5 protein-coding genes are annotated in these 20,260 nt (G+C 66.0%); all 5 read right to left on the reverse strand.

Going from position 1 to position 20,260, the window contains the following annotated elements; all coding sequences use genetic code 11:
- Window positions 1–114: 114 nt before the first annotated feature.
- Window positions 115–441, reverse strand: coding sequence for a hypothetical protein (locus QMX81_RS10035; RefSeq protein WP_147433931.1), 327 nt, complete (start codon window positions 439–441; stop codon window positions 115–117).
- A 175-nt stretch (window positions 442–616) separates the two neighbouring features.
- Window positions 617–2,728: a hemagglutinin repeat-containing protein gene (locus QMX81_RS10040; RefSeq protein ID WP_282261099.1), complete on the reverse strand. Its 2,112-nt coding sequence runs from the start codon at window positions 2,726–2,728 to the stop codon at window positions 617–619.
- Window positions 2,729–2,735: 7 nt separating this feature from the next.
- Window positions 2,736–2,951: a hypothetical protein gene (locus tag QMX81_RS10045; RefSeq protein ID WP_147433820.1), complete on the reverse strand. Its 216-nt coding sequence runs from the start codon at window positions 2,949–2,951 to the stop codon at window positions 2,736–2,738.
- An 84-nt stretch (window positions 2,952–3,035) separates the two neighbouring features.
- Complete coding sequence (locus QMX81_RS10050) at window positions 3,036–3,659, reverse strand: hypothetical protein (RefSeq protein ID WP_147433819.1); 624 nt, start codon at window positions 3,657–3,659, stop codon at window positions 3,036–3,038.
- A complete protein-coding gene (locus QMX81_RS10055; protein WP_282261106.1) occupies window positions 3,656–20,161 on the reverse strand; it encodes a hemagglutinin repeat-containing protein in 16,506 nt (5,501 codons plus the stop codon). Before QMX81_RS10055 ends, QMX81_RS10050 begins: the two co-directional genes overlap by 4 nt.
- Between the last annotated feature and the right edge of the window lie 99 nt (window positions 20,162–20,260).

A 20,260-nucleotide genomic window follows, 5' to 3' on the forward strand; every position in this document is an offset into this window, starting at 1 on the left:
GGGCGCCAACGGACCAAACTCAGAGGTTAGACCAAGCCTGCGCCAAGTTAAATTCGGCCCGCAAGAAAGCCTCCTTCCCAAGTTAGATCATTGGCACCCATATCGACCCACATCTTAGTCAACAGGCCAACTTACCCCGTCAACAAACCTTCCATGCCAGTAACGCCTAGAATATTCGTCATCTCTATCCATGTGATACACAAAATCATCAAGCCGGTCTCCCAATGGGAACTCAAACTTGTATTTTGCAGTTGCCAGAACACCCTGAATTGAATGGAGCTCATCAAATTCGGCCGCGGTCGCATCATAATCAAGACAACCAATGGAAGCAATGATCTCAGAAATTCTGAGCTCGCACGCTATTAGTGCGCGCCTCAGATTACCAACGACCTTTCGATATTCTTCAAGCTCACCTTCAAATTCAGAAAATATTTCTATCATTTCTTTCTCACTGGCTGAATATGACCAATCTGACCTGTTATCGGATTGTAAATAACCTCCAATCCTGCCCCCTCGTATCTGAAATAGCCTGGGGCACCCCTAGGGTCAGGCGTAATCACAGGATTGCTGGCGAAGACCTCCTTCACTTGTAGGAATGGAGCGGGCCTTCCTTCCTTCAAAGCCTCTCATAGTAGGACTCACTGATCTTCAGCCCGTCAACCACATAGAAGCCGTCCATTAGCTGAATTTTATTTCGCGGAGCTCCGGTTGTAGGTGTGGGCTTTGTGAGATTGCCAGCAGAATTTTGGATAAGCACCACTTGGGTGCTCCCTCCATCAACGTTAGCGGGTCCGCGGGTACTCTTGGGTCTGAAGATGAAACCTGACCCCGCGATATCCCACCCAAGCATCCCAAGCTGATTGGTCATCGCTACGGTTTGCGGGTCAACACCAAACGCAGTGAGAGTTGCACTGGGCATGCCGAAAATAGGCCCGAGCAACGCCATCTCAATCCGGTTCCTGTCAGTCAGCGACATGCCAGGCGCCAACGGACCAAACAGTGCGCCATCCCAATCCGTTTCGCGCAGCAGCCCGATCTCTCTGTTGAGCAGTGTTCCCAGATGAGGAGGCTGGCTGGACGCCTCCCGCGCAATCGCGCTGGCCAGGATCTGGTCGTACTCCTTCGTTCCAGGCTTCAGACTGAAGAGTACATACTGCTCGTCGGGCGTGAGATAGGGTGCGTACCGCTCCATGACATCACGGCTCTGCTCTTGGCTGACCTCAGCCCAGCGCGCGTCCGTGGCCTGCAGGCACACTGAGTCCTTTCCACATGCTGCACGGTCAGCATCCTTCGCCTTCCGCTGCGGGGCACTAAGGTAGTTGTTCTCCACCACATTTTTTTCGATCCCAGCTGCCAGTGCAGCTCCTGCAAGCCCATCACCAGCGCTGCTTCCAGCCACGGCCCCCACCGCCTGCGACAGCGCCAGAATCGTCTGCTTCTGCTGATCATTCAGCTCGCCGGTGTAGCCGGGATACAGCGCCTCGGTCAGCAGCTTCGCCGCCAGTTCACCGCCGGTCGCTGCGCCCGCACCGTTTGCTGCGTTACCACCATTGGCCTCAGCCAGCAGCGCACCCAACAGCGCATGAGAGAGCAGCTGCAGTGCAGCGTTCGGATCACTGCCATGGTTCGTATCGAACTTGTCGCCGATCAGGTTCGCCGCATACGGCGCCAGGGCGTTGGCCACCATTTGGCCGCCGCCCTGCCCGGAGGCAGCACCCACCAGCAGCGTGGTAACAGCCTCAAGCGCGCGGCTGTTGTCGCCACCGATGCCCCAGTTCTGCTGCTGTGCCACGGCGTCGCTGTAGCTGTACGGGAACCTGGCTGCGAGCTCATTGGACTTGCCTTCCGCGCTCTGGCTCTTGAAGCGATCCTTCTCCTCATCGGACAGGGTAGAGAGATAGGAATTCTCCAGGTCCCGCATTGCCTGGTTGCCGATATCCCCAGCAATCTGCTTGCTGGTGGCCATCACCGTGCCCATCGCATTGGCCATTGCCTGCTGATTGGCCAGCTGCAGCTCGGCATTGGGCATCGCCTCAATCGCGCGGTGCGCCGTGGCGGCATCGGTGTTCACGCCCAGCTCGGCGGCGGTCACCTTCTGGCCGCCGATGACGATGTTGCCCTCGGTCAGCGTGGCGTAGGTGGTACTGCTGTCGCCGCCCTTCTCGTTCATCGGCACGCCACCACCGAAGTTCGGGGTGGCACCCTCCGTGGTCGGCTTCCAGTTCTCTGCCCGCCCGCCGTAGCCACCGCTGATGCCGCCCGAGCTGGTGCTGTGCTGCATCTGGTTCTGCAGGTCGCTGAAGGTCAGCGTCTGCGCGGTCAGTTCACTGTGGGTGGCGTTGGTGCTGGCAATCGCACCGCCCACCAGGTTCACGTGGCCGGCATCGACGTGGTAGCCGCCATCACCGGCGAACAGGCCCGACTGCTGGCCCACGCCCTGATAACTGCCGTTGGATTTGCCTCCGCTGGCGTAGCCGTCGGCACTCCAGGCGGTGCCGAACGACACCTGCACCCGGCCGCCCACCTGGCTGTTCTTGGACATGCTTTCCGCCACGTCCTGCAGCGACTCGATGGTCAGCGTGCCGCCGGCCTTTACATCGATGCGGTCGGCCGTCGCGGTGGCACCGCGCAGGGTGGTGTCACCCTCGGCCTTGAGCGAGATGTTCTGGCCGGTGAGCGTGGTGTTCTGCCAGGTGGTGCTGTTCGCGTTGGACTTGCTGCTGCCCACGCTCGCTTCAGCGTAGACATAGAAGGCAGCCTGCGCGCCTACCGCCGACACCCACGCCCTGCGCCACGTGGATGCCACCGCTGGTGCTGGTCAGGTTGAGGTTCCCACCTGCCAAAAGGGTAAGGTCCTGCGAGACCACACTGCTGCAGTCGGCACTGCCCTTGGCGGTCTTGAAGCCGATACCGGCCTCGGCATTGAACAGTGCGTCGTCGGAATTAGTCACCATTCTTATCCAGACGGCGACAGACAACGGCGGCAGCGGCAGCGGCAGCGGCAGCACCTAACCAACTATAAAGCTATCTCGGGATCAACGAGAAAGTTGATTAATATACAGGGCATCTTCGACCAGAACGCAGCGCCCACCATTGCTCCAAAGCTCAAAGTACGCGGATAGGTCAATATCAAGGTTAATTAGCGGACTAGCCATATACCACGCAATATAATAATCCGCCGAAAGACCGTAGAATGCCTCAAGCAACGCATAGACAATTTCCGAATCTGAAACGAGATTTTCCAATACAGAATCAGAAATAAGATCGAAGAACCAGACATTCGGATTGTCTTTCGATAGAGCAACCTTCAGAACTTCTTCGCCAACTAACTCAATGGATGCGTGACGGCAAACCTCTGCAATCTCCTCATCACCCAATATAGTTGAGGAACGCTCTATTTCACTCAACCAGCGATGCCCTATTTTTAGCAAAGACTGCTTGTCTGCCACCACTTTAGGAAGCAGGTAAGTGGAGAGATTTCCACTGGACAGTACCGTTCTTGCGATCTCCAGGAGCGCGCCGGAATGCGGAAGATAGCTGAATATCACCGCGAGCTCCTCGTCGCTATTGTGACTTTTCAGCAATCCCAGAAAATGAGATTTATCGAAGAATGCATCGCCGCGACAGTAGGCAGACCAATCCTCTAGAAGAGTTGTCACCTCCTTACCCCCGAAGTTGGCAGCTCAGGAAGCAGATGCGGTTCGATTTTCCATTTGTCTCGCAACAGCATGACTCCTCGATTGAAATCTTCCAAAGACTTACTCCCATCAATGACGGCCTTCAACTCATTATGAAATGTGGTTGAACTATCCCTACCATGCCCGCCTTTGACGCCAGTGTAAGGATTGACCCAATCCAACTCCGAAGTTTTAGTTCTAAATCGCTGAATTTCATCCATTGAGACGCCCCATTCCTTGAACTCCGGTGCTCTACAGACCATGCACCACTCATGTAACTGGCCTGGATAGCGAATTCTAGTCTCGATAGACGTCCGTACTTCCTTATTCTGCCACAGGAGGTTTAGCTCTTCTGAACTGAGGTTGTCAAACCACTTGTTAAATTCGCCGCCTCGGGTGCCTGGCACCTTTCCATTCGGGAGGAGCTGTTCCATTGACCTAGCGGCTGGAGCGGCGCTGTCTCGAACCGCAGTCCTCGCCGCTTGCTCAACCAATACCTCAGCGGTCTCAGCAATGAGCGGCTTGCCCACCGCCCTTGCACTGGCCGTTCCTCCCCCAATCATTGCCGTCGCAATGTCTACGACCGTCAGGAACCGGGCATCCCAAGCTTCTACACCTACAACTTCCTTGCCATTAGCAGGATTGGTTCCTGTCCATCCACCCACAGACTGGCCAAGAGAATCCATGATGCTCGCGATGACCGCTGCGTTCGTTCCGCTGCCAGGTATGATTCCATTCATTGTCTCGGCATTTTCGGAAATAGCGTCCCGGAGTTGCCAGATCACTCCCTTGTAGGTTGCCTGGACATTTTTCCCCAAGAAGCGCGCGTCGTAGAAATCAACGCCTTGCTTTTCCCAATAGCGCGCATCAACTGCCGCCATTACCTTGGGGGTGATCTCATATCCGCTTGCAATCAAAGCCTCACGTGCCGCATTGATGTAGTCAGCCCGCTCTGTGTCCCGCTGTTTTGATAGCGCTTCCAATCGTTCCATGGTCGCGCAACTGTCGCCGCCGGCCGGAGAACAGTTCTTCTTGGCCTTCTCGTACTGCTCCCATTCGCCTTGGCTTAGCCAGTTGTGCTCAACCGAGTTGCCCGCAATACCGGTGCCAAGCGCCGCCTCCGCAACGCCGTTGCCAATCCCACCCGCCACCGCCCCGACCGCTTGCGACAACGCCAAAATCGTCTGCTTCTGCTGATCATTCAGCTCGCCGGTGTAACCGGGATACAGCGCCTCGGTCAGCAGCTTCGCCGCCAGTTCGCCACCGGCCGCTGCGCCCGCACCGTTTGCTGCGTTACCACCATTGGCCTCAGCAAGCAGCGCACCCAACAGCGCATGTGACAGCAACTGCAATGCCGCGTTCGGATCACTGCCGTGGTTCGTATCGAACTTGTCGCCGATCAGCTGAGCTGCATACGGTGCCAATGCATTGGCCGCAACCTGCCCGCCGCCTTGGCCCGATACGACGCTCACCAGCAGCGTAGTCACTGCTTCCAGCGCGCGGCCATTCTGGCTGCCGATGCCCCATTTCTGCTGCTGTGCCACGGCGTCGCTGTAGCTGTACGGGAACCTGGCTGCGAGCTCATTGGACTTGCCTTCCGCGCTCTGGCTCTTGAAGCGATCCTTCTCCTCATCAGATAGGGTAGAGAGATAGGAATTCTCCAGGTCCCGCATTGCCTGGTTGCCGATATCCCCAGCAATCTGCTTGCTGGTGGCCATCACCGTGCCCATCGCATTCGCCATCGCCTGCTGATTGGCCAGCTGCAGCTCCGCATTGGGCATCGCCTCAATCGCGCGGTGCGCCGTGGCGGCATCGGTGTTCACGCCCAGCTCGGCGGCGGTCACCTTCTGGCTGCCGATGACGATGTTGCCTTCCGTCAGCGTGGCGTAAGTGGTGCTGCTGTCGCCGCCCTTCTCGTTCATCGGCACGCCGCCACCGAAGTTCGGCGTGGCACCCTCCGTGGTCGGCTTCCAGTTCTCTGCCCGCCCGCCGTAGCCACCGCTGATGCCGCCCGAGCTGGTGCTGTGCTGCATCTGGTTCTGCAGGTCGCTGAAGGTCAGCGTCTGCGCGGTCAGTTCACTGTGGGTGGCGTTGGTGCTGGCAATCGCACCGCCCACCAGGTTCACGTGGCCGGCATCGACGTGGTAGCCGCCATCGCCGGCGAACAGGCCCGACTGCTGGCCAACGCCCTGATAGCTGCCGTTGGACTTGCCCGCGCTGGCGTAGCCGTCGGCGCTCCAGGCGGTGCCGAACGACACCTGCACCCGGCCGCCCACCTGGCTGTTCTTGGACATGCTTTCGGCCACGTCCTGCAGCGACTCGATGGTCAGCGTGCCGCCGGTCTTTACATCGATGCGGTCGGCCGTCGCGGTGGCACCGCGCAGGGTGGTGTCACCCTCGGCCTTGAGCGAGATGTTCTGGCCCGTGAGCGTGGTGTTCTGCCAGGTGGTGCTGTCCGCGTTGGACTTGCTGCTGCCCACGCTGGCTTCGGCATACACGTACACGCCGGTCTGCGCGCCTACCGCGACACCCACGCCCACTTCCGCGCCAGCGTTGCTGCTCTTGCTGCGGTCGGCAAGCTGCGCTTTACCGGCTTCCAGCAGGATGTCGCGTGCCGAATCCAGGCTCACCGTGTTGCCCGCACTCAGGTTGCCCTGCACCACATGGATGTCACCGCTGGTGCTGGTCAGGTTGAGGTTGCCACCAGCCTGAAGCGTGGAGCCCTGCGAGACCACGCTGCTGCTGTCCGCGCTGCTGTTGGCGGTTTTGAAGCCGATACCGGCCTCGGCATTGAACAAGGCACCGCTGCCCCCGGCACCGGCCGCGTTGGCGATCGCACTGGCCGACTGGTAGGCATTGGCGGCCGCTGCCATGTTCTGCATGGACGACAGGCGACCGTCGGACTGCCGGGCCGCATCCACGTTGTTGATGAGGTCGATGAAGGGCGACTTCACCCGCGCGAACACGCCGATCTTCAGATCGTCATCGCGCTGCGAGGAGTGCCCGACCTCGTCGGCGGTGAGCAGTTCGATCTGCGCGGCGGTGATGTTGATGTCCTTGGCCGACACCACGTTGCTGGCAATCTGGCTGTAGGTGCCGCCAGCGCTCAGGTTGACGTTGCCGCCCAGGCTGCCGACATTGCTGGCCACCTGCGATACCTGCGCACTGTCATCGTCATGCTCCTGCCGGTGCCAGCCGGAGAACTTCTCGGTGTCGGAGATCTGCACCGTGCCGATCGCTTTGCTCTGCGAGGTGTTGGTGTTGCTCACCGTGTCCTGGCCACTGCGGATGGTCAGGTCGCCCGCGGCGTGGATGTTCACGTCCTTCTCGGCCGCGATGTTGGCGGCTGTGAGACTGACATCCCCCTCACTGGTCGCCATGCGCACCCCACCGCCCACCGACAGCTGGGTACCGGTGATGGTGTCGCTGCTGCCGCTGCCTTCACTGCGCGAATTGTTGGTGCCGAACGGCAGGCCACTGGTGTTGTTGGCGATGCCCCAGCCCTTGCCGCTGCTCTGGCTGGTGCTGGATTCGGTGTTGTGGGCGACATCGAACACGATGTCCTTGGTGGCCAGCAGCAGGGCATCGCCCTCGGCTGCCATCTGCGCGCCCTGGCTGTAGATCGAGCCGCCGTTGGCGATCAGGGTGAGGTCGCCGCCCGCACTGAGCTGGCTTACCCGCGCATCGCTGCTGGAGTGGCTCTCGTTGCTGTTGGAGCGCTGGCTGCCCGCGGTGATCACCGTGGAGGTGGTGGCCGCCCGCAGGCCGGAGGCGGCGCCTTCGGCATTGCGGGTGATCTTGCCCATGGTGGAGCCACTGTCGGCCATGCCGTCGGTGGTGGAATCGCGGGCGCTGCGATAGGCCTTGGTGGGATCGTAGGTCACCCCCACCGAGAGGCCACTGGATTTGCTGGAGGCGCTGCTCTGCGTCTCCAGCGTGTCCTGCCGCGCGATCAGGTTGATGTCCTTGCCGGCCAGGGTGAGGTTGTTGCCGGCGGCGACATCGGAGGCCGCGATGGTCAGCTGGTTGCCGGCATTGATCAGCACGTTGCCGTCCATCGAGCCCACGGCCGAGGCCACCTGGGTGGTGGACTGGGTGGCGCTGTCATTGTTGCTGCGCGAGCTGCTGTACCCCACCGACGCCACGCCATTGCCGAAGCCGCCGGTGATGCCGGATTTCTTCTGGCTGAAGCTGCTGGCCTCGCTGTAGGTGTCCTGCGCCGATTCGATGGTGATGTTGTTGGCCGCGGCGATGCGCAGGTCGTTGTCCGCAAGCACGGTGGAGCCGGTGATGGTCACATCGTTGCCGGCGATCATGTCCACCGTCTTGCCACCGATGGTGCTGCCCACCGCATAGCTGGCCGAGCTCTGGTCATGGGTAGTGGTGGTGGTGCTGGACAGCGTCTTCTTCTTGCGGGTGGTTTCGTCCACCACCAGATCGTGGGTTTCCTGCGCGGTGGTCAGCGCCAGGTTGCGCCCGGCCGAGAGCAGCACGCCGCCGTCGCTGCTGTCCACCGTGGTGGCCTGCAGGGTGAGGTCGCGGCCGGCCTGCAGGGCAACGCCTTCGCCACCGGTGAGCTGGTTGCCCAGCACCCAGCCATCGGCGGCAGTGACCTCGCGCGAGCCGTTCTTGCTCTTGGCACCGCTGTCGAACGTGCGCGTGTCCACCACGGCAACGCTGTTGATATCGCGCCCTGCCTGGGCCACCAGTGCGTTGGCGGCCGAGACGTTGGCAGCGGTCAGGTTCAGATCGTTGCCGGCCTTGAGCACCACATCGCCGGCACCGCGGATGGTGGTGCCGATGTTGATCAACTGGCTCTGGCTGTTGAAGTTGCGGGCGTCATGGGTGAGCGAAACGCTGCTCTGCTCGGCCACCGAGGTAAGGCTGAGGTCGCCACCGGCCACGATGGCGGTCAGGCCGTCGGTCCCGGCGTTGGCCAGCTGCGCGGCCCGCAGCTCCACGTTGCCACCGGCGTTGACGCTGAGCACGCCGGCGCCGTCCTTGTTGGTCACGTACAGCCCGGCTACGCGGTCCAGCGTGGTGGTCTGCTGCACCAGCAGGTCGCCGTTGTCGCGCCACTCGCGCGTGGTCGAGGCGACGGTGATGTTGCCACCGGCCTTGAGCCCCAGTGCATCGGTGGCGGTGACCGTGCTGCCGATGATGTCGATGTCGTGGGTGGCCTGCAGGCCGACCTGCTGGCCGCTGATCTGCCCACCGCTGACGTTGCGGATGTTGCCGGCATCGATGCTCACCAGCTGGCGCCCGGCGATGGCGCCGCTGTTGACCAGGTCGCCGCGCAGCTTGATGTCGATGTCGGCACCGGCCAGCAGCGCACCGTTGGTATCCAGATCGCCCGGCATCACCCGCAGGTACACCTGCGGCACCAGCGCGCGCACGGTGGTGCCGTCGGCCAGGGTGACGTCCTGCTCCACCAGCCAGACGATGTCGCTGGTGAGACGGGCCATCTGCTCGGCGGTCAGCGCCACGCCGGGGCGCAGGCTCCACGCACTGGCGACGGTGGCACCGGCCTCCAGCAGCGCGCGGTACTGGTCTTCGTCGCTGGCATGGCCATCGAGGAAGCGGCGGCCGGTGAGTTCGCCGATCTGTTCGCGCACCAGCTTCTGTTCGTAGAAACCGTCACCCAGGCGCTTCTGCGTCTGCGAGGGCTCATAGCCGGCGCGCTGCAGCAGGTAGTCCGAGCTGAGCCAGCTGCGGTAGCTGGCAAAGCGCGGGTCGGTTTCCACAAGGTAGCTGCCGCGGTTGGCATCCACGTTGAACAGGCTGGCGCTGGGTGCACTGGCATTGGGCGTGGTGGTGACCACCACGTGCGGGTCATTGCCGGCGGCGGCGACGGCCTGCTTGTTGGCCAGTGCGGCATTGCCACCGCTGCCGGCGTGGCTACCGGCCTGCACGGCCCCCGGGCCGGTGGCCGTGGCCTGTGCTGCCTGCCCGGCCACGATGTCCTGCACGGTGCCCGTGCCCGGGCCCGCCGAGCCGACCTGGCTTGGCCCCTGCGCGTTGGCGGCATCGGCCAGCTGGCCGCTGGTACGGTCGGCACCCTGCAGGCCCTGGCCTGCCGCGCCCTGTGCGGCACCGGCCGCAGACGGTCCTTGGGCGTGCGCGCCATCGGCGATATGGCCACCGGCGTGCCCCGGCCCCTGTGCCGCACTGCCGGTTTGACCGTGCGCCGCGCCGGCCGCCGTCGGCCCCTGTGCGTTCACCGGGCCGGCGCCCTGGCCGCTGCTCTGCCCTGGTCCCTGCACCGCGCCTGCGCCCGGGCCGACCGAGCCTGCGCCCGGCCCACCAGTGTTGAGGTTGGCCATGCTGTCGCCATCGCGCACGTTCGGCGCGTCACGGCCGGTGTTCTCGTTGCGCAGGTTGCCGACATCGATGCTCAGCTTGCCGCCGGCGGTGATGCCCGCACCGAGCACGCCGAGCTGCTCGGAGATCGGCGCGGCATTCCACTGGCTGCGCGAGCCGCCATAGGTGATGGAGACATTGCTGAAGCTATGTGTGCGGAACAGCGTCTTGGCGGTGTTGATGATCGAGGATTCACCCACGTTCAACCCGACCACGGCCAGGTTGCCACCGGCTGCGATGCTGGCGTACTCGTTGCGCAATGCATCGGTGGCGATGCGCATGTGGCCACCGGCATTGATCACCGCATCGGCACCGGCGGAGACCACCACGTCTTCGGTGGTGGTACGGGTGGCGACGCGGGTCTTCTCGTTGCCACTGGTGTTGCTGGTGTGGCGCTGCATGTTGATCAGCATCGCCTCCGGATTGTCGTAGTCCGGGTAGGTGATCAACTGCACGCAGGTGGTGGTGCAGGTGCCGTAGGCGTTGTTGTAGGCCAGGGTGTCCGAGTCGTAACGGAACTGCCGGTTTCCCGGCGGCATCAAGGAGAGATCGCGGAACGGATCTTCGGCCCCGGCGCCCAGCTGGTCCGGATTGTTGCGGCTGTCCGCACGGCTGACGTAGTAGATGACCACCGTGCCATCCTGCGCGGGCAGGCGCGAGCGCTCGCCGCGCTCGCCGTCCAGGCCACCGCGCGCGAAGTAGTAGGCGCTGGTGCTGGCCGTCAGCCGGACCACCGCGCGGCGGATCTGCTGGCCGTCGGGCGTGATGTACGCGGTGTCTTCCAGGATGTCGGCCGGATTGAGGTAATAGACCTCGTAGGGCTGGAAGTTGGAGGTGTCGCGCAGATTCCCGGCGGTGTTGTTGCCGTTCTTGAACCAACCCGGCTGGGTGAGCGTGACCGGCCCATGCTGGATGGTCTGCTGCTGCACCACCACGTTTTCGCGGATGTTGTTCACCGCCAGCGCGGACATGTCCAGGTTGCCGGCGATCTCGATGGTGGAGCTGAGGTTGTCGATGCGCTGCGCGCTGCCCACGGCCGTCAGCCCGTTGAGCGCCCCGCCGATGGCCGCATCGCCATCGCTGAAGATCAGGCTTTGGCCGCGGTTGTTCAGCACGCCCACGCCGAGGTCCAGACGCTGGCGTGCGGCGATGGTGGCCGAACGCTGGGCGCCGCCCACGTTTTCGGCCAGGTTGTTGAGGGTGCCGGCCTGGATGGCGATGTGGTCGCCGTAGATGCGGCCGGTGCCGATGTTGTTCAGCGTGCCGGCGTCGATGTGGGTGATGCGCCCGTCCAGCAGGCCGCGGTTGAGCAGCTCACCGCTGGCCACCAGCCGGGTCAGGCCGACGCTGCTGATCTCGCCGGAAGCGGCGTTGTGGATGTTGCCGGCGCTGATGTTCACCCCGGCGCCCTGCAGCTTGCCCAGGTTGTCCAGGTTGCCCTGGATGGCGAGGGTGAGCGTGCCGTTGGCGGCGAGTTCGCCGGTGTTGGTGTGGCTCTGGCCCAGCTCCAGGGTCATGTCACCTTGCGAGAGCAGCTTGCCGTCACCGGTGATCTCACGCGTGCGCACGATCTGGTTGCTGCCGGCCACCAGTGAACCGCCGGCGTTGGCGATGCTGTCGGCGCGGATGTCAGAGGTTTCAGACGCGGATATCTGGCCGCCGGTGTTGTTCAGCTGCCCGGCCACCTGCACCACCAGGGTGTCGGCCAGGATCTGGCCCTGCTGGTTGTCCAGGCTGCCGGTGCCCAGCTGCAGGTGCTTGCCCTGCAAGCCCAGTGCCGGGCCAGTGGGCGCACTCAGGGTGTATCGGTTATCGATGTTGCCCGCCTGCAGGGCGAGCGTGCCACCGGCGGCCACCAGGCCCCCGCGGTTGTCCAGCGCGCCGGGCAGGACGATGTCCGCATTGCGACCCACCGTGATCTTGCCGCCGGCGTTGGCCACCGATTGCGCACGCAGGGTCAGGTCGGTTGCGCCCACCAGCGCGCCGCCGGCCGTGTTGTCGACGCTGCTGGCATTGACGGTGATCGCGCCCTGGCCGAATACCGCACCGGCGCGGTTGTCGAACGCACCGCTGTGGATCTCCAGCGTACCGCTGCTGTTGATGCCGTTGCCGTTGGCGTTCGTATTGATCAGCGCCTGGCCGGCCGTGTTGATGTGCAGGTTGCCGGCGGACTGCAGCAGCCCACCACTGTTGTCCAGCAGGCCGGTGCGCAGCGCGGCGCCGCCGGTGAGGCTGGCCACGGTGCCTGCGCGGTTATCCAGGGTGTAGCCGCGCGTATCCAGATCCACCGTGCCGGCGATGATCCGGCCGCTGTGGTTGTCGATGCCGTTGCTGGTCGCGCGCAGATCGGTACCGGCCTGGATCAGGCCGGCGGTGTTGCGTACCTGCGTGGCCGAATCGAGCTGCAACGCGGCGCCGGCGGCCAGGGTGCCCGCTTCATTGTTGAGGGACTGCGTGGTGATGTGCGCGTTGCCACCCGACGACACCGTACCCTGCGCGCTGTTGTCGAGCAGGCCATCGACGGTGACCGTCAGGGTGGAGCTGCCATCGCTGTGCAGGGTGCCACCGCGGTTGTCCACGCTGGCCGCGGTGACCGTGGCGTTGCCGGTGGTCAGGATGCGACCGCTGCGGTTCTCCAGTGCACCGCCGAGGGCCAGCTGATTGCTCCCCGCCCCGGCCGCCTGCACGGTGCCCTGGTTGTTGAGCAGCTGCGCGGCGCGCAGATCCAGCGTGCCATTGCTGGCGAGGGTGCCGGCGGTGTTGTCCAGCCGGCCGCGCACGTTCAGCGCCAGCACGTCGGTGCCGGTGGCGGTGAGCGTGCCGCCTGCGGTGACCAGTTCCCCGGTCTCGATACGGATGCGCTGCGCGGCGGTAGTGCCATCGCGCAGGTCGGTGTTCTCACCGATCAGCGCCAGGCTGCCATTGCTGAGCAGCTTGCCGCCTTGGCCGTTGAGGGTGTGAGCGTTGATCGCCAGCGTGCCGGTGCCCGCCTGCTGCACGGTGCCGCCGGCATTGCCGAGGGTGGCCGCGGTGATCTGCAGGTCGCCATTGCTGGCCAACGTGCCGCCGTTGCCATTGTCGAGCACGCCGCTGACGTCCAGGCTGCTGGCCTGCCCGCCCGTGGCCAGCACGGTGCCGCCCTGGTTGTTGAAGGACTCGGCCTGGACGGTCAGCTGGGTTGCGTTGAGGGTGGCACCGCGGTGGTCCACCGCACCGGCCTGCAGCGCCAGTGCGCCTGCGCTGACGATGGTGCCCTTCGCGCCGTCGAGCTGGCCGACCGTCAGGGTCAGCGACTGGGTGCCGCCGTGGCTGAGGGTGCCTTCCTCATTGATCAGGCGCGCGGCATCGATCTGCAGCTGGCGGCCATTGCTGGCCACATCGCCGCGGGTGTTGTCGAACGTGCCGAGCACGTTGATGCGGGTATCGCCGGCGCCGGCCGCGCTCAGCGTGCCGTCGATGTTGGACAGCGAACCGGCCGTGATCTGCTGGGCGCCATTGGCGGCGATGGTGCCGCCGTTGTTGGTGAGCGCCCTGTCCACCTGCAGGGTCATGGCCTGCGTGCCAGTGGAGGTGAGCGTGCCCTTGCTGGTGTCCAGGCTGCCCGCGGTCACCGTGACCTGACGCGCGCCGGTGGTGGCGCCACTGAGATCGAGCGTATCGCCCTTCAGTTGCAGTGCCCCGTTGCCGACGATGCGGCCACCCGCACCGTGCAGGTCGGTCACCTCGATGGCGAGCGTGCCTTCACCGGCGTGCTCGATGCTGCCGGTCTGGTTGTCCAGGGTGGCGGCGGTGAGGTGCGCATCGCCGCCGCTGGCGATGACACCCTGGCCGCTGTTGTCCAGCCGCCCGTCCACGCCGATGGTCAACGCCCCGCCGGTCTGCAGGGTGCCGCCGCGGTTGTCTACGCTGGCCGCACCGATGACGGTCGCGCCGGTGGCGAGAATGCGCCCGCCGCGGTTCTCCAGCGCCTGGCCAAGCTGCAGCTGGTTGCTGCCCGCGCCAGCCGCCTGCAGCGTGCCCTGGTTGTTGATGAGAGTGGCCGCGCGCAGATCCACCGTGCCATTGCTGGCCAAGGTGCCGCCGGTGTTGTCCAGGCGGTTGCGCACGTTCAGCGCCAGCGGCCCCGTGCCGGTGGCGACGAGGTTGCCGCCGGCGGTGGTCAGATCACCGGTGTCGATGCGGATCTGCTGCGCCGAGGTGGTGCCGTTGCGCAGATCGGTGGTGTCGCCGCTGAGCGCCAGCGCGCCATTGCTGACCAGCGTACCGCCGTGGCCATTGAGGGTCGCCGCGGTGATGCTCAGCGTGCCGGTGCCGGCCTGCTGCACGGTGCCGCCGGCGTTGCCGAGGGTGGCTGCGGTGATCTGCAGGTCGCCATTGCTGGCCAGGGTACCGTCGTCGCCGTTGTCCAACGTGCCATCCACCCGCACCGTGTTGGCCTGGGTGCCGGTGGAGAGCACGGTGCCGCCGCGGTTGTCGAGGGCGGTCGCGATGATGTCCAGCTGGCCGGCGCTGAGGGTGGCGTCGCGGTGATCGATCGCGTCCGCGCGCAGGGTCAGTGTGCCGGCGGTGGCGATGCTGCCCTTCTGGCCCTGCAGGCTGCCGGCCTGCAGGGTGAGGCCATTCTGGCCCGCATGGTGGATGCGGCCGGTGTCATTGACCAGGCTGCCGGTCTGCACCGTCAGGGCGCCGCCGTTGCTGGCCAACGTGCCGCGGGTGTTGTCGAACTGGCCGACCACCTCGATGTGGGTATCTGCGGTCCCGGCCGAACTCAGCGTACCGGCAACGTTGGACAGCGTACCGGTGTTGATCTGCTGCGCACCGTTGGCGGCGATGGTGCCGCCATCGTTGCCCAACGCGTCGCGCACCTGCAGGACCATGGTCTGCTCGCCGGTGCTGCTGAGCGTGCCACCGGCGTTGTCCAGGCGGCCGGCGGTCACCGTGACCTGGCGTGCTGCGGTGGTACCACCGCGGATATCCAGTGCTTCGCCCTGCAGGGTCAACGCGCCGTTGCTGATGATGCGGCCACCGGCGCCCTGCAGCGTGCCGGTATCGATCTGCAGCTGGCCCTCGCCGGCCTGTTCGATGCTGCCGCTGCGGTTGTCCAGCGTGCCCGCGCGCAGCTGCGCATCGCCGCCACTGGCGATCAGGCCGGTGTTGCTGTTGTCCAGCAGGCCATCCACGCCCACGCTCAGGTCGGTGGCGCTGTGGACCGTGCCGCCCTGGTTGTCCAGGCTGGCCGCGGTGACGTCGAGATCGCCGCTGGTGAGGATCTTGCCACCGCGGTTCTGCAGCGCCTGGCCGATGCTCAGCTGGCTCGCGGCGGCCCCTGCGGCCTGCAGGTTGCCACCGGTGTTGAGCAGGGTGGAGGCGCGCAGACCCAGCGCACCATTGGTCGCCACGGTGCCGCCGGTGTTGTCCAGCCGCTCGCGGGCCTGCAGTACCAGTGCATCGGTGCTGGTGGCGGTGAGCGTGCCGCCAGCAGTGGTGAGATCGCCGGTCTCGATGCGGATGCGCTGGGCCGAGGTGGTGCCAGCGCGCAGGTCGGTGGTGTCGCCCTGCACGTGCAGCGTGCCGTTGCTGAGAAGGGTGCCGCCAGCACCGTTGAGGGTGGCGGCGTTGATCGCCAGCAGGCCATTGCCGGCCTGCTGCACGGTACCGCCGGCATTGCCGAGCAGCGCTGCGTTGAGGGTCAGGTCGCCATTGCTGGCGACCAGGCCATCGTCACCGTTGTCCAGGGCGCCGGCCACGTCGATGTGGTTGGCCTGGGTACCCGTGGCCACGAGTTGCCCGCCGCGGTTGTCGAACGCCTGTGCCGCCAGCGCGATCTGCGTGGCCTGCAGGGTCGCGCCGCGGTGGTCCACCTCGCCCGCGGTGAGCGTGAGGCCGCCGGCGGTGACGATGTGGCCGTCCTGGCCCAGCAACTGCCCGGTGCTCAGGGTCAGCCCCTGGGTGCCGGCATGGCTGAGGGTGCCGTCGATGTTGCGCAGGCTGCCCGATGCCACCTCCAGTGCAGCGGCGTTGCTGGCGATCACGCCCTTGCTGTTGTCCAGCTGACCGGTCACGTGGATCTGGCTGTTGCCGGTGCCAGCCGAGCTCAACGTGCCACCCCGGTTGGACAGCGCGCCGGCCTCGATGCGCTGGGCACCGTTGGCGGCGATCGTGCCGGTATCGTTGGTCAGCTGCTCGCGCACCTGCAGGTGCATGTCCGCCGTGCCGGTGGCGCTGAGCGTGCCACCGGTGTTGTCCAGGCTGCCGGCCTGCACGGTGATCTGCGTGGCGCCCACCGCACCATCGCGCAGGTCCAGCGTTTCGCCCTGCAGGTGCAGCGCATCGGCCGCGACCAGGGTGCCATCGGCATTGCGCAGCACCTCGGCCTCGATCCGCAGATCGCCATTGCCGGAGATCGCGCCGCCGGTATTGTCCAGCAGCTGGGCCACGCGCACCTGCGAGGCGGCCTCGCCAGCGGCGATGAGCTTGCCGTGGTCATTGATGAAGCGGCCGGCGCTGATGTCCACCGCGCCGTTGCTGCCGAGGGTGCCGCCACTGTTGTCCAGCAGGTTGCGTGCCTGCACCTGCAGTGCCTGGGTGCCCAGTGCGCTGAGCTGACCACCGGCGGTGATCAGGCGCTCGCTGTCGATGCGGATCTGCTGTGCCGAGGTGGTGCCATTGCGCAGATCCAGCGTGTCGCCCTGCAGGTCGAGCGCGCCGTTGCTGAGCAGCGTGCCGGCGTGGCCGTTGAGCGTGTCCACCTTGATGGCCAGGGTGCCGGTGCCGGCCTGCTGGATCGTGCCGCCGGCGTTGCCGAGGGTGTTGGCGCTGATGGATAGATCGCCATTGCTGGCCAGGGTGCCGCCATCGCCGTTGTCCAGCGTATCGGTGACCTGCAGCGTGTTGGCGGCGGTGCCGGTGGCGATGATGCTGCCACCGCGGTTGTCCAGCGACTGCGCGGTGATGTCCAGCTGCTCGGCGGCCACGGACGCGCCGCGATGGTCGACGGCTCCGGCGCTGAGCTCCAGCGCACCGGCGGTGCCGATGCGGCCACGCTGACCGTCCAGCCGGCCGGTGGTGATGGACAGCCCGTTCTGACCGGCATGGCTGATCGTGCCATCGGCATTGACCAGGGCACCTGCCTGCAGCTGCAGTGCGCCTGCATTGCTGGCCACGGTGCCACCGGTGTTGTCCAGCGTGCCGGCCACGATCAGGCGGGTATCGGCGGTGCCGGCCGCGTTCAGCGCGCCGGCCCGGTTGGACAGCGCGCCCGCCTCGATCTGCTGCGCGCCGTTGGCGGTCAGGGTGCCGCCGTCATTGACCAGGCTGCCACGGATGCGCAGCTGCATGGCCTGCTCGCCCAGCGAGAGCAGGGTGCCGCCGGTGTTGTCCAGCGCGCCGGCACGGATGTCGACCTCGCGGCCGCGGGTCGTGGCCTTGTGCAGGTCCACTGTCTGCGCCTGCAACTGCAGCAGGCCGTTGCTGGCGATGTTGCCTTCGCCGCCGCTCAGGGTGGCCGTGGTGATCTGCAGCGCGCCGTTGCCGGCATGATCGATGCTGCCGCCGCCATTGAGCAGACGGCCGGCATCAATGCGCAGGTCGCCATTGCTGGAGAGCGTGCCGCCCTGGTTGTGCAGGGCCTCGCTGGCGTGCAGCGTGGTCTGCCCGGTGCCCGCGGCGATCAGCTTGCCGCCGGTGTTGATCAAGGTGGTGCTGTCGATGGCCAGCGCGCCGTTGCTGCCCAGCGTGCCCCCGGTGTTGTCCAGGGTGCGGGCCACCTGCAGGTCCAGTACCTCGGTGCCGGCCGAGGTGAGCGTGCCACCGGCAGTGATCAGATCGCCGGTGGTGATCACGATGCGCTGCGCGGAGGTGGTGCCATCGCGCAGGTTGGTGGTGTCGCCCTGTACCACCAAGCTGCCATTGCTGAACACGGTGCCGCCCTGGCCCTGCAGGTTGACCGCATCGATACGCAGGCTGCCGGTGCCGGCCTGCTGCACGGTGCCGCCGGCATTGCCCAACTGCGCTGCGGTGATCTGCAGATCGCCATTGCTGGCCAGGGTGCCGCCATCGCCGTTGTCCAGCGTGCCCTGCACGGTGAGCGTGCTGGCCCGCTGCCCGGTGGACAGCACCCGCCCGCCGCGGTTGTCGACGTCGCCGGCGGTCAGGCTCACCTGGTTGGCGATCAACTGCGCCTTGCGGTGGTCGGCACTGCCCAGCTGCAGGGCGATGTCGCCGGCGGTGGCGATGGTGCCCTGCACACCGTCCAGGCGATCAGCGCGCAGCTGCAGCCCGTGGCTGCCCGCATGGCTGAGGCTGCCGCGGGTGTTGATCAGATGGCCCAGGTCCAGGCCGAAGGTGGTGGCGTTGCTGGCCAGGCTGCCGTCGCTGTTGTCCAGCGTGCCGATGGACCAGGTGGTGGCCGCGCTGCCACCGTGCGCGAGGGTGCCGCCGCGGTTGAACAGCGACTGTGCCTGCAGCTGGAAGGTCTGCGCCAGCGCCAGGTGGCCGCCGCTGTTGTCCAGCGTCTGCACCTGGGCCGAGGCCGCCCCCTGCACCTCCAGCCGGCCGCCGACATTGCGCAGCGCTTCGCCCTCCACCTGCAGGGTCTGTACCCCCAGCGTGCCGCGGCTGTTGTCCAGGCTGTTGCGGGCGCTCAGCTGGAGGATGCCGGTGGCATCGATGGCACCACCGTCGTTGTTCAGCGAGGTGGCGATGTTGAGCGTGCCTGCCGCCAGCGGGGCGGTGGGCGTGGGCGGCGTGGTACCGCCGGTGCCGCCCTGGCCCGGCGTGGGCGTGCCGGTGCCTGGCGTACCGCCGCTGCCGGGCTGTCCGGTAGTGCCGCCGCCGGTTTCCTGCCCCGGCGAGGTGCTGGCCACCGTGCCGATCCGGCCCTGCTCGTTGCTGATGTCCGCGCCGCTCAACTGCAGCGTCTGGCTGCCCACCTGCTCGATACTGCCGCCGCGGTTGCGCAGCGCATCGGCGTTCACCTCGATGCGGCGGGCATTGAGGGTGCCGCCGCTGTTGTCCAGATCGGCGGGCGTCTCCACGCGCAGTTCGCGCTCGGCGCTGAGCGTGCCCGCATTGGCCACGCCGCCGGCGGCGGTGATCCGGGTGTCCTGCTGCGCGTGCAGCGCACCGGTGTTCTCCAGCCGGCCATCGGCGGTGACCACCAGTTCGCCGGCCTGCGCGCCGATCTTGCCGGCGTTGCTCATGCCGACGCCATGCTCGTTGCCGACCAGCCAGATGCGGTTGGCATACATGCCCCCGAGCGCGCCGACATCCAGCGCGAAGGCCGGCGCACCGCCGGTGGGGACCTGGGCGGTCACGCTGCTGTGGTCGGCACTGACCACGTTGGTGCCCAGGCTGGCCTGCAGCTGGTTGGCCCAGATACCGGCGTTGACCTGCAGCGAGCGGGTGATGATGTCGGTGTAGTCGGTCAGGCTGGCATCCAGGCCCGCACCGGACACGCGGATCGCGCCGCCCTGGACCCGGTAGCCTTCCAGCGCGCCGTTGTTGAGGATGGGCGTGCCGGTGGTCAGGGTGACCCGGCTCGCATTGAGGAAGCCGGCGCCATCGATCTGGATGCCGGCCGGGTTGGCGATGACCACCTGGGCCCGGGCCCCGGCCACTTCGACATACCCGTTGAGATGGCTGGGGTTGCTGCCGTTGACCTCATTGAGGATGACGCGCGCGGTGCCGGTGGCCAGCCAGGGATTGCCCTGCACCCAGCCACCGATCTGCGTCTGCACGTCCGTGCGCGAATTGTTGAGGATGACGCCCTGGCGGCCGACATCGAGCTGCTGGTACTGGTTGCGCGAGACACCGGCCGCGCTGGGCGTGGTGATGTTGACCTGCGGCGTGCCGTTGGCCGAGGTCACCACCGTGGGCCGCTGCTGGGCCGGTGCGCCGGGGTCGGCGATGATGCGGCCGGCATCGGGCACCTGCTGCGCCGACAGCGGCTGCACCAGGCCCACCCAGCCGAGCACCAGCCACAGCGCGAAGCTCATCGGCCGCAGCGTGGCCATCGTGTTGCCGCCGCGCGCATCGCAGCCCCCGCGGGGTGCGGTCACCAGTTCGGAGGCGACCTGCATGACACCCAGGGTACGGTTGAAAACCAGGCGATAGACTCGATTCACGGCGTTGCTTCCTTTCAATGCGGTGTGGGGTCGCGGGGCGCCCCGGGGCGGCGGGGCGGGGCGCGGGGGGGCGGACCCGGCCCCCCCGGTGGAGGCCCA

The sequence above is a fragment of the Stenotrophomonas sp. PS02301 genome (assembly GCF_029959485.1).
In the GTDB taxonomy this organism is placed as follows: Bacteria; Pseudomonadota; Gammaproteobacteria; order Xanthomonadales; family Xanthomonadaceae; genus Stenotrophomonas; species Stenotrophomonas maltophilia_Z.